The organism is Microbacterium sp. R1 (assembly GCF_015159725.1).
In the GTDB taxonomy this organism is placed as follows: Bacteria; Actinomycetota; Actinomycetes; order Actinomycetales; family Microbacteriaceae; genus Microbacterium; species Microbacterium oxydans.
In genome coordinates, this window is the sequence record NZ_JADDUD010000001.1 from 417,786 (window position 1) to 430,598 (window position 12,813).

General features: G+C 68.9%; 15 protein-coding genes. 4 read left to right on the forward strand and 11 right to left on the reverse strand.

All coding sequences use genetic code 11. From position 1 onward, the window contains the following. Nucleotides 1-27: 27 nt before the first annotated feature. Nucleotides 28-285, reverse strand: a complete 258-nt coding sequence (locus ILP86_RS01990; RefSeq protein ID WP_193761258.1) for a hypothetical protein — start codon at nucleotides 283-285, stop codon at nucleotides 28-30. A gap of 77 nt (nucleotides 286-362) precedes the next feature. On the opposite strand from ILP86_RS01990, the gene ILP86_RS01995 reads away from it, so the two are divergent. Together ILP86_RS01995 and ILP86_RS02000 are read left to right on the forward strand one after the other, a co-directional pair. Further along, entirely contained in the window at nucleotides 363-857 is a 495-nt protein-coding gene (locus tag ILP86_RS01995; protein ID WP_227750894.1) for a hypothetical protein, read from the forward strand. Nucleotides 858-911: 54 nt separating this feature from the next. Further along, complete coding sequence (locus tag ILP86_RS02000) at nucleotides 912-1,925, forward strand: aldo/keto reductase family protein (protein ID WP_046747514.1); 1,014 nt, start codon at nucleotides 912-914, stop codon at nucleotides 1,923-1,925. Nucleotides 1,926-2,028: 103 nt separating this feature from the next. On the opposite strand, the gene ILP86_RS02005 is transcribed toward ILP86_RS02000, so the two are convergent. Genes ILP86_RS02005 through ILP86_RS02020 form a run of 4 tightly spaced genes read right to left on the reverse strand, consistent with a single transcriptional unit; the run spans nucleotide 2,029 to nucleotide 6,518 of the window. Beyond that, on the reverse strand, nucleotides 2,029-2,949 hold the full coding sequence (locus ILP86_RS02005) for a carbohydrate ABC transporter permease (RefSeq protein ID WP_197077676.1): 921 nt from the start codon (nucleotides 2,947-2,949) through the stop codon (nucleotides 2,029-2,031). Next, nucleotides 2,946-3,908 carry a carbohydrate ABC transporter permease gene (locus ILP86_RS02010; RefSeq protein ID WP_193761259.1) on the reverse strand — a complete coding sequence of 321 codons (963 nt, stop codon included), beginning with the start codon at nucleotides 3,906-3,908 and terminating at the stop codon, nucleotides 2,946-2,948. The genes ILP86_RS02005 and ILP86_RS02010 overlap by 4 nt, the downstream gene beginning before the upstream one ends. A gap of 3 nt (nucleotides 3,909-3,911) precedes the next feature. Beyond that, a complete protein-coding gene (locus ILP86_RS02015) occupies nucleotides 3,912-5,222 on the reverse strand; it encodes a sugar ABC transporter substrate-binding protein (protein ID WP_193761260.1) in 1,311 nt (436 codons plus the stop codon). A gap of 60 nt (nucleotides 5,223-5,282) precedes the next feature. Beyond that, nucleotides 5,283-6,518: an aminotransferase class V-fold PLP-dependent enzyme gene (locus tag ILP86_RS02020; protein ID WP_193761261.1), complete on the reverse strand. Its 1,236-nt coding sequence runs from the start codon at nucleotides 6,516-6,518 to the stop codon at nucleotides 5,283-5,285. 165 nt (nucleotides 6,519-6,683) lie between these two features. On the opposite strand from ILP86_RS02020, the gene ILP86_RS02025 reads away from it, so the two are divergent. Next, nucleotides 6,684-7,361, forward strand: a complete 678-nt coding sequence (locus ILP86_RS02025) for a FadR/GntR family transcriptional regulator (protein WP_046747518.1) — start codon at nucleotides 6,684-6,686, stop codon at nucleotides 7,359-7,361. A 118-nt stretch (nucleotides 7,362-7,479) separates the two neighbouring features. Here ILP86_RS02025 and ILP86_RS02030 read toward each other — a convergent pair whose 3' ends face one another. The 5 genes from ILP86_RS02030 to ILP86_RS02050 are packed head-to-tail and all read right to left on the reverse strand — an operon-like array spanning nucleotide 7,480 to nucleotide 11,316. Then, a complete protein-coding gene (locus tag ILP86_RS02030) occupies nucleotides 7,480-7,995 on the reverse strand; it encodes a glycine cleavage system protein R (protein ID WP_046747674.1) in 516 nt (171 codons plus the stop codon). Nucleotides 7,996-8,018: 23 nt separating this feature from the next. After that, nucleotides 8,019-9,077, reverse strand: a complete 1,059-nt coding sequence (locus ILP86_RS02035; protein WP_058633088.1) for a PLP-dependent cysteine synthase family protein — start codon at nucleotides 9,075-9,077, stop codon at nucleotides 8,019-8,021. A 21-nt stretch (nucleotides 9,078-9,098) separates the two neighbouring features. Next, nucleotides 9,099-9,911, reverse strand: a complete 813-nt coding sequence (locus ILP86_RS02040) for a GntR family transcriptional regulator (protein WP_046747520.1) — start codon at nucleotides 9,909-9,911, stop codon at nucleotides 9,099-9,101. Then, nucleotides 9,911-10,315 (reverse strand): D-ribose pyranase, encoded by a 405-nt coding sequence (gene rbsD / locus ILP86_RS02045; RefSeq protein ID WP_113681631.1) that lies wholly within the window; start codon nucleotides 10,313-10,315, stop codon nucleotides 9,911-9,913. Before rbsD ends, ILP86_RS02040 begins: the two co-directional genes overlap by 1 nt. A 38-nt stretch (nucleotides 10,316-10,353) precedes the next feature. Further along, nucleotides 10,354-11,316 (reverse strand): ribokinase, encoded by a 963-nt coding sequence (locus ILP86_RS02050; protein ID WP_058633091.1) that lies wholly within the window; start codon nucleotides 11,314-11,316, stop codon nucleotides 10,354-10,356. Between the two features lie 118 nt (nucleotides 11,317-11,434). On the opposite strand from ILP86_RS02050, the gene ILP86_RS02055 reads away from it, so the two are divergent. Continuing rightward, a complete protein-coding gene (locus tag ILP86_RS02055; protein ID WP_193761262.1) occupies nucleotides 11,435-12,097 on the forward strand; it encodes a transaldolase family protein in 663 nt (220 codons plus the stop codon). Between the two features lie 18 nt (nucleotides 12,098-12,115). Here ILP86_RS02055 and ILP86_RS02060 read toward each other — a convergent pair whose 3' ends face one another. Continuing rightward, complete coding sequence (locus ILP86_RS02060) at nucleotides 12,116-12,793, reverse strand: FadR/GntR family transcriptional regulator (RefSeq protein ID WP_046747524.1); 678 nt, start codon at nucleotides 12,791-12,793, stop codon at nucleotides 12,116-12,118. Nucleotides 12,794-12,813: the final 20 nt, after the last annotated feature.

Here is a 12,813-nt window from a genome sequence, read left to right on the forward strand (position 1 = left end):
CGTGGCAGGGAGCCGGTCGGCTGGTGCTCAGAGGAGCTCAGGAATCCGCTCCGACATCGGTGGTGCCTGCTCTGGTTCGATGTCGCGGATCCGGGTGGTTCGGAGCGCCGGGTCGTCGCGGACGGCGACGGCGATGGAGCGGATCAGCGCCACGGTGGACGGTGTGCGTTCCCAGTGCGCTCCGGTGATCAGCGTCTCGATCGCCGGAAGCGCCGCGTTCGCCGTGTCGGTCTCGCCGGACGACCACATCCGCATCCCGTTCACCGCGCCCGACGATGTGCTCACCGAAGGTATCCGCCGGCTCGGTGGGGCGTGGCGCGAGTATCGGGAGACTCTCGGGATGCGTTCCTAGGATGACCCGCATGACACGGATGCAGCGCCGGACTCTGTGGATCTCGATCGTCGGCGTGCTCGCCGTTCTCGCCTACGCCGCGTTCGCCGCCGTGCAGATCCTCGTGCTCAACCCGCTCGCCGCAGCCCCCGGTCGAACGCTCGACGAGATTCGTTTCGCGATGTCGGAAGCCGGGGAGAGCCTGATGCCGGGTCAGGCTCTTCTCGTCCTCGGCATCGGCGTCGCAATCGCCGTGGTGCTCGCGGTCGTCGCGGTCCGCACGGGCGCGCACCCGCTCGTCCCGGTGATGGGATTCCTGGCCCTGCTGATGCTCGGTGCGATCGGCTACTTCGCGGCCTCGTTCGGTGCCGGCATGGGGCTCGCCGACGCCTTCGGCATCAGCGGCGGCGACTACTCGCCCTGGGCTGTGCCGCTCTATGTCGTGAGTGTGCTCTCGGGGGTCGTGCTCGTCGCTGTGGGGGCCGTGGTCTCCGCGCGCCGAAGCGGTGCCGCAGCGCCCGACTGAGGCCGTCCGCCTCCATCCGGCCCCGCCGGCGCGGGCAGCCAGTAGCGTTGGTCCATGGTCAACTATCGCTATCTCGGCAACAGTGGTCTCAAGGTCTCGGAGATCACCTACGGCAACTGGGTCACGCACGCATCGCAGGTCGAGGACGACGCCGCGGTCAAGACCGTGCACGCCGCCCTGGACGCCGGCATCACCACCTTCGACACCGCGGACACCTACGCGAACACGGCGGCCGAGGTCGTGCTCGGCAAGGCCCTGGAGGGTCAGCGTCGCGAAGGGCTGGAGATCTTCACCAAGGTCTACTTCCCGACCGGGCCCAAGGGTCCGAACGACACCGGCCTGAGCCGCAAGCACATCTTCGAGTCGATCAACGGTTCGCTGACGCGTCTCGGCACCGACTACGTCGACCTCTACCAGGCGCACCGCTTCGACTACGAGACCCCGCTCGAGGAGACGTTCCAGGCCTTCGCCGACGTCGTCCGTCAGGGCAAGGCGCTCTACATCGGCGTCTCGGAGTGGACCGCGGAGCAGCTGCGTGAAGGGCACGCGCTGGCGAAGCAGCTCGGCATCCAGCTCATCTCCAACCAGCCGCAGTACTCGATGCTGTGGCGGGTCATCGAGGGCAAGGTCGTCCCCGCGTCTGAGGAGCTCGGCATCTCGCAGATCGTCTGGTCGCCGATGGCGCAGGGTGTGCTGAGCGGAAAGTACCTGCCGGGTCAGCCGGTTCCGGAGGGCTCTCGGGCGACCGACCCGCACAGCGGCGCCGACTTCATCAAGAGCTTCCTGCAGGACGACATCCTCACCGCAGTGCAGCGCCTCAAGCCGATCGCGGAGCAGGCGGGGCTGTCGATGCCGCAGCTCGCGATCGCGTGGGTGCTGCAGAACCCGAACGTGGCGGCGGCCCTCGTCGGCGCCTCCCGTCCGGAGCAGCTCGCCGAGACCGTCAAGGCCTCCGGTGTGAAGCTCGACGCCGACACGATGACCGCGATCGACGAGGCTCTCGGCGACACGGTCAACCGCGACGCCGAGAACACCTACTCGGTCTCACCGAAGTCCCGGCTCGTCTGACTTCCTGATCCAGACCCCGAGACCCATCGGAAACGCCGAGACCCACTCCCGCTGACGTGTGCGGGGGTGGGTCTCGGCGTTGGGGGTGGGTCTCGGCGCTGGGTTACTCCTTCACCGCGCCGGCGGTCAGGCCCTGCACGATCCAGCGGCTGGCGAGGGCGAACATCACCATCGTCGGGAGGATCGTCAGCACGGCCGCGGCGCTCATGGAGCCCCAGTCGATGTTGAACGTGGAGATGAAGCCGTTCAGCGCCGATGGCACGGTGCGGTTCGCGTCGGTGTTCATCAGCACGACCGACAGGAACAGCTCGTTCCAGCAGTTCACGAAGTTGAAGATGAACGCCGCGATGATGCCGGGGGTCATCACCGGCACGAGCACCCGGAACAGGGCGCCAAGGCGCGAGCAGCCGTCGATCATCGCCGCTTCTTCGAGCGCGTCGGGGACGTTCTCGAAGAAGCCCCGCAGCATGACCGTGGAGAACGGGATGCAGATCGCGATGTAGACGAGGATGAGCCCCGGCTTGGTGTCGACGAGGCCGAGGTCGGTCATCATCGAGTACAGCGGTCCGAGGGCGATGAACGCCGGGATCATCTGCGTCAACAGGAACGCGATGAGCACCGCCCCCTTGCCGCGGAACTCGAACCGCGCCAGCACGTAGGCGCTGAGCAGCGCGATGAGCGTCGCCACCGCCCCGGCTGAAACCGCCACGATGGCCGAGTTCGCCAGGAACGTCCCGAACGAGCTCTTCTCGAACAGGCTCGTGAAGTTGTCCAGCGAGGGTTCGCTCGGCCAGTACTCGATCGGGAAGCGGTTGATGGTCCCCGGCGACTTGAACGCGGTGAGCGTGATCCAGTACAGCGGGAACAGGGTGATCAGCAGCCACAGCCCCAGGCCGACGACACGCACCACACCGCCCGCCGTGACACGGGGCTTCGGGCGCGGTGCGGCCTTCGGGTCGGGGACCGTGATGCGACGGGTCTCCGTGACCGAGGATCCGGTCCGGACGGATGAGGTGATGGTCATCGCTGCACTCTCCGCATCGCCATCAGGTAGAACGCGCAGAAGACCATGAGGAATGCCACGACGATGAGCCCGATGGCGCTCGCGATGCCGTAGTTGCCCTGCTGCGTGTAGTTGATCATCCAGGTCGTGATGATGTGGGTCTGGTTGGCCGGGCCGCCGTTCGTCATCGCGTAGATGATGTCGGGGAAGTTGAAGATCCAGATCACGCGCAGCAGGATCGTCAGCAGCAGCGTCATCGAGATGTACGGGATGATGATGGAGAACAGCTGCCGCACCTTGCCGGCGCCGTCGAGGCTCGCCGCCTCCAGCATCTCGTCCGGCACCGACTGCAGAGCTGCGAGGATCATGATCGCGAAGAAGGTCACGCCGTACCAGATGTTCGCGACGATCACGGCGAACATCGCGAGCTTCGGGTCGGCCAGCCACGGCAGCGGGGCGTCGATCAGGCCCGCTTTCATGAGCAGGTCGTTGACGACGCCGAACTCGGCGTTGAACATCCAGCGGAACAGCATGCCGATCAGGAAGCCCGACACCGCCCACGGGAAGAAGACCAGCGCCTGGTAGAGCCCGCGGAAGCGGAAACGCTTGCGCAGCGCGAGCGCGATGAGGAAGCCGATCACGAGCTGCGGCACGAGCGAGCCGACCACCCAGAGCACCGAGTTCCAGGCGACGGTCGGGAAGGCGGGATCCCGGAACACGGTGACGAAGTTGTCGAAACCCACGAACGGCGTCGACGTCAGGTCCCACAGGTTCCAGTCGTGGAAGGCCATGCGTGCGCCCTGCAGCATCGGCCAGTAGGTGAACCAGCAGACGAAGACGATCGCCGGCGCGAGGAACGCCAGCAGCGTGAGCGCCGTGCGACCCCGGAAGGGGCGGCGACGCGATGCCGGGGAAGCCCCGCCGGCCGGCTGCTGCGAAGCAGTGCCGACGGAGCCTCCCTCATGAGCGGTGCGGGCCACGGATCAACCCTTCTCCGCGGCGTACTTCTCGGTCCAGAACGCATCCCACGACGCGAGGAGATCCTTCGTGGACATGTTGCCGAGCAGCACGTTCTGCACGTCCTGGTCGGACTTCTGGATCCACTCGGTCCACCAGCTGACCCCGCGCGGCTGGCGCACGTTGACGTAGGTCTCCGGGTCCTCGGTCATGGTGACGTAGCTGGTCCACGGGCCGGACGAGTAGAAGTCGTCATCTGCGGCGGAGGCGATGATGGGCACCAGGCTGTTGGCCTGCGCGAACTCGGTCGCGGGCTCGGCGGACGACAGGAACTCGACCAGCTTGACCGCCGCCTCCTTGTTCTCGCTGTTCTCCGCGACGCCCCAGCCGGCGACGGCGAGGGGCTGCGCGGCCTTGCCGGACGGGCCGACGAGCAGCGGGGCGGTGTCCCACTGGTCCTCGGTCAGCGATGAGTCCTGCACCGTCGCGATGACCTCCGGGTCCTGCAGGAGGAAGGCCGTTGTGCCGTTCGTGAACCCGGCGACCATCTCGGGGTAGCCCCACGACACGGCGGACGGCGGCGACGCCTCCTTGAAGAGGTCGAAGTAGTCGTCGACGGCATCCTGTGCCTCGGGAGCCGCGAAGATCGTCGAGCCGTCCTTCATGAGGAACGCGTCCTCCGTGTCGAGGCCGTCGATCGTGTAGGCCTCGATCGCCGCGACGACGTTGCTGTTCGCGTTCTGGCCGCCGCGGAAGGCGTACCCGTAGATGTTGTTCGACGGGTCCTGGATCGCCGACGCCTGCTCCAGCAGGTCCTTCCAGCTGTGCGGCGGGCCGTCGAAGCCGGCATCCTTCACGAGGTCGGTGCGGTAGAACAGCGACAGCCCGTAGAAGCCGTAGGGGACGAAGTAGCTCTTCCCGTCCTCCGCGACCGAGGCGGACTGCGCGTTCTCGGTCAGCGCGTCCCAGCCGTCCCACTTCTTCAGGTCGGGGCCGAGGTCGTACAGCCAGCCGTTGTTCGCGAACGGCCCGACGGTGATGTCGCGCACCTCGAGCACGTCGACGCCCTTGCCGGACTGCAGCATCTGCTGGATCTTCTGGTCGGCCTGTTCGGTGGGCGGGGAGACGAGGGTGACGGTGATCTTCGCGTTGGCCTTCTCGAAGTCGTCGAGCAGCCCGCGCAGCAGTTCCGTACGGGCGGGGTTGGTCAGGCTCTCGACCATCTGCAGCTGGACGGAGCCGTCGTCGGAGGGGCCGGAGCCTGCGGAGCAGCCGGTGAGTGCGAGGACGGCGACGGTGCCGAATCCCGCTGCGGTCGTCAAGATCTTGTTCTTCACGATGTGCCTCTCGATGGGGGTGGGGGTGGGTGTTGCGGTCGGGTGGACGGACGTTCGCGTTCAGGGAAGGACGAGGGAGTCGGCCTGGCGGATGCCGGCGCGACGGAGGATCTGCGGGATGCAGCGTTCGACGAAGGCCTCGTAGTCGGATGCCTCGTTGTAGAGGTGTGCGGACAGCCGGAAGTAGCCGACGCCGCGGAAGCTCGTGAAAGCCGTCTCGACACCGACCTCGTCGAGCAGATCCATCCGGAGCGCGTCGGCCTCCTCTCTCGTCGCGCCCAGGCCGAGCGGGAGGCGCACGAGGCGCATCGACGGCACTGGGGAGGGGAGGGGAGTGAGGGGGTCCTCGTCGCTGTACGGGCGCAGAGCCTCGGCGATCAGTTCGGCGCCGGCGTCGGCGATCTCCGCCATCGCCGTGCGAGCCGCTGCCCATCCGAACTCGCTCTCGATGAAGTGGATGGCGGTCGGAGTGGCCAGGTACGTGGTGGCGTCGATCGTGCCCTGCGTGTCGAAGCGGGAGGGGTACGGCTCGCGCGCGGCCCAGGAGTCGATCAGCGGCCAGAGCTCGTCGCGGTCGGGCGCCGTCGTGACCAGAAGAGCCGAGCCCCGCGGCGCGCACGGCCACTTGTGCATGTTGCCGAACCACCAGTCGCCGCCGGCGACAGCGGCCGCGTCGGGGACCAGGCCGGGGGCGTGAGCGCCGTCGACGAGGGTGCGCACGCCGTGTTCGGCTGCGGCGTCGGCGATACGTCGGGTGGGCAGGAGGCGGGCGGTCGGCGAGGTGATCTGGTCGACGACGATCAGTCGGGTACTCGGCCTGAGCTCGTCGGCGAAGAGCTGCACGATCTCGTCGTCGGAGGCGAGCAGCGGCACCGCGACGGCGCGGACCGTCGCGCCGAAGCGCCGGGCGAGGCGTTCGGCGCCCATCGTGATCGCGCCGTACCCCTGATCGGTCACGAGGATCTCGTCGCCGGCGTCGAGTCGCAGGGCATTGAAGACCACGGTCGCGGCGGCGGAGGCGTTGGGCACGAAGGCGCTGTCCTCGGCGCGGGCACCGACGAACGGGGCGGTGCGCTCGCGGGCCTCTTGCACGCGCTCCGCGATGCGCGGGAACCACTCGACGGGGCTGAGGTCCGCGCGGCGGCGCAGAGCGTCCTGCTGCGCGACGACGACGGACGGGACCGCGCCGAAGGACCCGTGGTTCAGGTGGATCACGGACGGGTCGAGGGGCCAGGCGTCGCGCGCTGGCATGCCGGAGGTCAGCGTGAGCGGTGCGGGGAACAGCGGTGCGGGCATCGGTCCTCATCGGTGAGTTCGGGCGAGTTGTTGCACAACTTTGCCACAGGGCTGCCGATTCCGCTACAAAACTCCGGTGATGAAACATACTTGTCATACGAGTTTGCGGAAACACCGCCTTCCGACAGACTTCACGAAGAACGGCGGAGTGTCTGGAGGACGACGATGAGCGCACTCGACACGGCGCTGCACGGGCTGCGGGCCTTGATCGCGGACGGCGCGCTGCGGCCGGGCGACCGGCTTCCCAGCGAGGGAGAGCTCTGCGAGACCCTCGGTGTCTCCCGCGGATCCCTGCGCGAGGCGATCCGTACCCTCGCCGCCCTCGGGGTGCTCGAGACGCGACACGGATCGGGCAGCTACGTCAGCGAGCTGCGCGCCGCCGACCTGATCGGCAGCCTCTCGCTCACCGTCGGACTGCTGCCGATGGCGGGCGTGCTCGAACTGACGGAGCTGCGCCGAGTGCTGGAACCCCACGCCGCTGCACTGGCCGCGGCGCGCATCGACGACGAGACGGTGGAGTCGCTGGACCGCGTGCTCGACGAGATCGAGGCGACCACCGACTTCGAGGCGCAGTCACGACTCGATCACGAATTCCACATGGCGATCTCCGCGGTCGCGGGCAACGAGGCGCTGACCAGCCTCATCGACGTGCTGCGCTCGCGCTCCCGGGCGTATCGCATCTCCGACCCCGAGGATGCCGCGGAGCTCAAGATCCACTCCGATGCCGGGCACCGCGCCATCCTGCGCGGCCTGGCCGCGGCGGATCCGGTGGCTGCGAGTGCCGCGGCCTCCGCGCACGTCGCGTACACGGAGTACTGGGTGCGCAAGTACTCCGGACTCTGACGTCCCCGACACCCAGCGTCGAAACCCATCGTTGTCGCCCAGACCCACGCCCAGCGGCGGCTTTCACCGTGGGTCTCGGCGCGGACCGTGGGTCTCGGCGGGGAGGGGGCGGGAGACCTCAGCCGAGGGTGATGTCGACCTGGATCTCGGCGGCGATGCGCTCGAGGTCGGCGCGCAGGGCGTCGAGGTCGACGTCGGCCGGCACCTTCGCGGTGACCGACGCCTCGAACAGGCGCCCGCCCGCCATCGCGGCATCGCGCGTCTCGGTGGCGAGCTCCTCGATGCTCAGGGCGTGAGCGTTCAGCACGCCGGAGACCTCGCGCACGATGCCGGGTCGGTCGTTGCCGAGCACCTGGATCTCGAGCAGCCGATCGTCGGCGGCGGCTGCGTCCGGGCTGCCGGTGAGCACGGCGAGGGTGAGCAGCCCTTGACCCTGGAGGCCGCGGAGCGCCGACGTCAGCTCGGCCTCCTTGTCGTCGGCGACCGAGACCTCGATCACGCCCGCGAACGTGCCGGCGAGCTCGGCCAGCGAGCTGTTCTCCCAGTTGCCGCCGTGCGCATCCACGACATCGGCGACGGCGGCAACGAGGCCAGGACGGTCTGCACCCGCGACGGTGAGGATCAGAGTAGTCATGCGGCCAGCGTAGCCCGCTGCCCTCACTCCACCCAGACCCCGGTCTCCAGGAACCGCTCCAGCAGGGCGCGGTGCGGGGCGAGGTCCCAGCCCTGCCGTGCGACCCACTCGTCGGAGTAGTAGGTGCCGGCGTAGCGGACGCCGCTGTCGCAGATCAGGGTCACGACGCTGCCGGTCTCGCCCGCAGCTCGCATCCGGGCGATGAGCTGGAACGCGCCGTAGAGGTTCGTGCCCGTCGACCCGCCGGCCCAGTGCAGGGTGCGTTCACGAAGCAGGCGGATCGCGGCGATCGACCCCGCATCGGGGACCTGGATCATCTCGTCGATCACGGTGGGCACGAACGACGCCTCGACGCGCGGGCGGCCGATGCCCTCGATGCGGCTCGGGCGTCCGGCCGGCGGATCCACCGTGCCGGCCCATCCGTCGTAGAAGGCTGAACCCTCCGGGTCGACGACCGCGACCTTGGTGTCGTGCATCCGGTACTTCACGTAGCGGCCGAATGTGGCGCTGGTGCCTCCCGTGCCCGCACCCGTGACGATCCAGGTGGGGATGGGGTGGCGCTCCTGGGAGAGCTGGCTGAACACGCTCTCGGCGATGTTGTTGTTGCCGCGCCAGTCGGTCGCGCGCTCCGCGAACGTGAACTGGTCGAGGTAGTGGCCGGTGCAATCCGATGCGAGGCGCTGCGCCTCGGGCGACATGTCCTCCGCGCGGTCGACGAAGTGGCAGGTGCCGCCGTAGAACTCGATGAGGTCGATCTTCTCCTGCACCGTCGAACGCGGCACGACGGTGATGAACTTCAGGCCCAGCATCCGGGCGAAGTACGCCTCGGAGACCGCGGTCGACCCACTCGACGATTCCACGAGCGTGGTGTCTTCGCGGATGCGTCCGTTCACCAGCCCGTAGAGGATGAGTGACCGCGCGAGGCGGTGTTTGAGGGACCCCGTCGGGTGCACCGACTCGTCCTTGAGGTACAGGTCGATGCCCCATTCGGGCGGCAGCGGGAACAGGTGCAGGTGCGTGTCGGCGCTGCGGTTGGCATCGGCTTCCAGCAGGGCGATCGCGGTGCTGGTCCAGTCGCTCATGCCCTCGAGACTACCGGGCGGTCAGCCGACCGTTCCGGCGCGCGATGCCCCGCCCTCGCCGTCCACGTGCAGCAGCGAGGCCTGCGACTGCTCCTGCTGCAGCTGGAACTCGAAGCGCGACCGGTCGCCGCGGTGATACGCGATGAAGTACTCGATGGGCGTGCCGTCGGCGCTGCGGCTGATGCTGCGCAGACGCAGCAGGGCCGAACCAGCGCTGACGCCGAGATGCTGCGCCTGCTCGTGCGTGGCCACGGTCGCCTCCGCCGAGCGCACGCCGTGCGTCGCGACGATGTCGTTGTCGGCGAGCAGCCGGTACAGCGACGCCTCGGTCAGGTCGGCGCCGAGCGTCACCGAGCCCACGGCTTCGGGCATCCAGGTCGTCGAGAGCGACCACGGCTCGCCGTCGACGTGGCGCAGACGCTCCAGCACGACGACGGCAGAGCCGACGGGCACCTCCAGGGCGAGCGCGATCTCTTCATCCGCCGTCGTCCGCTCGTGGCGCAGCACGTCGCTGTGCACGTGGCCACCACGGCGCTCGACGTCGTCGTACAGGCCCACGAGGGTGTGCACCAGGCTCTCGCTGGTGCGGGGCCGGGAGACGAAGGTGCCCTTGCCCTTCACGCGCTCGACGAGCCCCTCGTGTTCGAGCTGGGCGAGCGCTTGACGCACCACGGTGCGGGAGATGCCGTAGCGCTCGCACAGCCGGTGCTCGCCAGGGAGCGGATCGCCGGGCTGCAGGCCGTCGCGGGCGATGCCGTCGATGATCAGCTGGCGCAGCTGGTCGTACATGGGCGCGGCGGAATGCCGATCGATCGCGTCGTCGACGATGGCCATCAGTACGCCACCCCCGCGTGCAGGATCACGTTCGCGTAGGGGGTGAACTCCCCGGAGCGCACGAACGCGCGGGCGCCCTGGCTGAGCTTCTTGAAATCGACGTGCGGGATGAGCTCGATCTCGAAGCCCTCACCGGCGAACCGCTCCCGCAACGCCTCGAGCACTTCGGGACTCTGCTCCGCCACCTCGGCCGAGACGGTGGCGCCCTCGACCACCAGCTCGGCGAGCACGGTGTCGAGCACGTCGAGGAAGGCCGGAGCCCCCGGTCGATACGCCAGGTCGATGCGCTCAGAGCCTGGCGGGATGGGCAGGCCCGCATCGGTGACGACGATCAGGTCGGTGTGCCCGGTCTCGCTGATCACGCGGGAGAGCGCGGGGTTGATCGTGGTGGCGGTCTTTCGCATGGGTCTCCTCGGTTCTCCGGATGCGCGGATCGCGGAGTTCAGCTCGCGACGGATGTGGTGGTGCGCTCGGCCAGGAATGCCTCGACCTCCGCGCGGTGGGGAAGGCTCGGCGATGCGCCCTGCTTGGTGACCGTGAGCGCGCCCGCCGCCGTTGCCAGCCGCACGGCGTCCTCCAGGCTGCTCCCGCTGGCGAGAGCTGCACCGAGATAGCCCGCGTAGGCGTCTCCCGCTGCTGTCGTGTCCACGGCGTCGACGGGGAACGGCGGGATCACGGCGGCGCCCTCCGCCGTCACGACGCATGACCCCTGGCCCGCGAGTGTGATGACCGCGGCGCCCACCCCCTGTGCGAGGAACCAGCGGCCGGCGCGCTCGGCCGAGTCCGCGTCCGTGACCTCGATGCCGCTGATCAGCGTCGCCTCGGTCTCGTTGGGGGTGACGATGTCGATGCTCCGCCAGATCTCGGCGTCGAGCTCGGCGGCAGGGGCGGGATCGAGGATGACCGTCATCCCGTGTTCGCGTCCCCGCGCGGTGATGTGCGCGGTGAGTGCGGAGGGGGTCTCGAGCTGCGTGAGCAGCACCGACGTGGTGGGAGCGAGAGCCGCGAGTGCCTCGTCGATCTGTGCGGCACTCAAGGCCGCATTGGCCAGCGGCACCATCACGATGTCGTTCTGCGCCGAGGAGTCGACGCGGATGTGCGCCACACCGGTCGGGCCGGGAACCGTGCGCAGGTGCGCCAGGTCGACCCCGGCGGCCGTGAGCCCGTCGACGACGAGATCGTGGAAGAGGTCGTCGCCCACGCAGCCGACGAAGCTCGTCCGTGCACCCGAGCGCCCGGCGGCGACGGCCTGGTTGGCACCTTTGCCTCCCAGCATGAGGGTGAACTCGTCGCCCAGGATGGTCTCGCCCCTGGCGGGGAGGCGTCCGGAGAAGGTGGTGACATCGGCCGTGACGCTTCCGACGATCACGACGCCGGTGCGATCCTGGGGGTGTGCGGGGGTCATCTCGCTCCTGATCTCCTTCGACGGCAGGCGTAGCCGACGCTTTGACAGACCGCGGTGGCTGTCATTACATTAGCGGAATCCGCACCTGTAACGACAGGTTGTCCGCGAGGAGACCCCGATGAACCCGATCGCGCCACGCCTGTACGTCGACAGTGCCGACGTCGACCGCGTCTCCCGCCTGCTCGCCGCCGGGGTGGTGCACGGCGTCACCACGAACCCGACGATCCTCGAGCGCGGCGGTCGCACCGCAGCCGACATCCCCGAGCTTTACGCCCGATGGGAGGCGGAAGGCGCGCGTGAGATCTTCTTCCAGACGTGGGGAGGCGACACGGACTCCTTCCTGCGCAATGCCGAGGGCATCCGCGCGCTGGGCGAACGGGTAGCGGTGAAGGTGCCAGCGACCACTGCGGGTTTCGCCGCGGCATCGAACCTCGTGCGCGACGGCGCGACCGTGCTCGTCACCGCGGTGTACTCGGTCGCGCAGGCGCTCGCGTGCGCCTCGATCGGCGCCCAGTACATCGCGCCCTACCTCGGTCGGATGCGCGACGCCGGCCTCGACGGCGACCACACCATCGCACGGATGCAGGAGGTGTGTGCGGGCAGCGGCTCGAACGTGCTCGCCGCCTCGCTGCGTTCGGCCGACGACATCACGGGGCTGCGCCTGGCCGGAGTGCCGTACTTCACCGCAGCGCCCGACGTGCTGGACGAGGTGCTCTTCCACGAGGTGAGCGACAGCTCCGCCACCGAGTTCGACGCCGCGATGGTGCGCCTCGGCGCCTAAGCGACGCCTCGGAGCGGATCAGTTCGCCGCGGCCTGACGCAGCCAGCGCTCGACACCCGCGATGTGCGCGGTGGCGAGCGAGGTCGCGAGGGCGGAGTCGTGCTGGGCGATCGCGTCGGCGATGGCCCGGTGCTCCGACAGGGTGCGCTCGACCGCGCCGGCCTCCGTGAGACCGCGCCAGACCCGCGCACGCACGGTCTGGCTGCTCAGGTGCTCGATCAGGCTCGCGAGATACGCGTTGCCCGACATCGCGACGATCTCACGGTGGAAGCGGATGTCGTGGTCGACGAGCGCCTCGATCGTGACGGCCGCATCGACCGCGTCGACTTCGTCACGCAGCTCGGAGATCTGCTCCTCGGTGCCGAGCGTGGCCGCCAACCCCGTCGCCTGCGACTCCAGCATCCGACGGACCGCGAAGATCTCGAGCATCGAATCGTCGTCGTGCATGTCGACGACGAACGAGATCGCCTCCAGCAGCAGGTGGGGTTCCAGGCTCGTGACATAGGTGCCGTCGCCTCGTCGCACGTCCAGCACCCGGATGACCTCGAGCGCCTTGACCGCCTCGCGCATGGAGTTGCGGGAGAGGCCGAGCCGTTCGGACAGCTCCTTCTCCGGGGGAAGCCGATCGCCCGGGGCGAGTTCGCCCGCCACGATCATCGCCTTGATCTTCTCGATCGCCTCGTCGGTGACTGCCATGGCGTCATCCTAGCGATTGA

Coding starts and splice junctions, on each gene's coding strand:
- ILP86_RS02030 (WP_046747674.1), bottom strand. CDS start 7,995: ATGACTACTCTGATCCTCACCGTCGCGGGTGCAGACCGTCCTGGCCTC.
- ILP86_RS02055 (WP_193761262.1), top strand. CDS start 11,435: ATGAACCCGATCGCGCCACGCCTGTACGTCGACAGTGCCGACGTCGAC.
- ILP86_RS02060 (WP_046747524.1), bottom strand. CDS start 12,793: ATGGCAGTCACCGACGAGGCGATCGAGAAGATCAAGGCGATGATCGTG.
- ILP86_RS02040 (WP_046747520.1), bottom strand. CDS start 9,911: ATGGCCATCGTCGACGACGCGATCGATCGGCATTCCGCCGCGCCCATG.
- rbsD (WP_113681631.1), bottom strand. CDS start 10,315: ATGCGAAAGACCGCCACCACGATCAACCCCGCGCTCTCCCGCGTGATC.
- ILP86_RS02000 (WP_046747514.1), top strand. CDS start 912: ATGGTCAACTATCGCTATCTCGGCAACAGTGGTCTCAAGGTCTCGGAG.
- ILP86_RS02035 (WP_058633088.1), bottom strand. CDS start 9,077: ATGAGCGACTGGACCAGCACCGCGATCGCCCTGCTGGAAGCCGATGCC.
- ILP86_RS02050 (WP_058633091.1), bottom strand. CDS start 11,316: ATGACCCCCGCACACCCCCAGGATCGCACCGGCGTCGTGATCGTCGGA.
- ILP86_RS02025 (WP_046747518.1), top strand. CDS start 6,684: ATGAGCGCACTCGACACGGCGCTGCACGGGCTGCGGGCCTTGATCGCG.
- ILP86_RS02020 (WP_193761261.1), bottom strand. CDS start 6,518: ATGCCCGCACCGCTGTTCCCCGCACCGCTCACGCTGACCTCCGGCATG.
- ILP86_RS02005 (WP_197077676.1), bottom strand. CDS start 2,949: ATGACCATCACCTCATCCGTCCGGACCGGATCCTCGGTCACGGAGACC.
- ILP86_RS01995 (WP_227750894.1), top strand. CDS start 363: ATGACACGGATGCAGCGCCGGACTCTGTGGATCTCGATCGTCGGCGTG.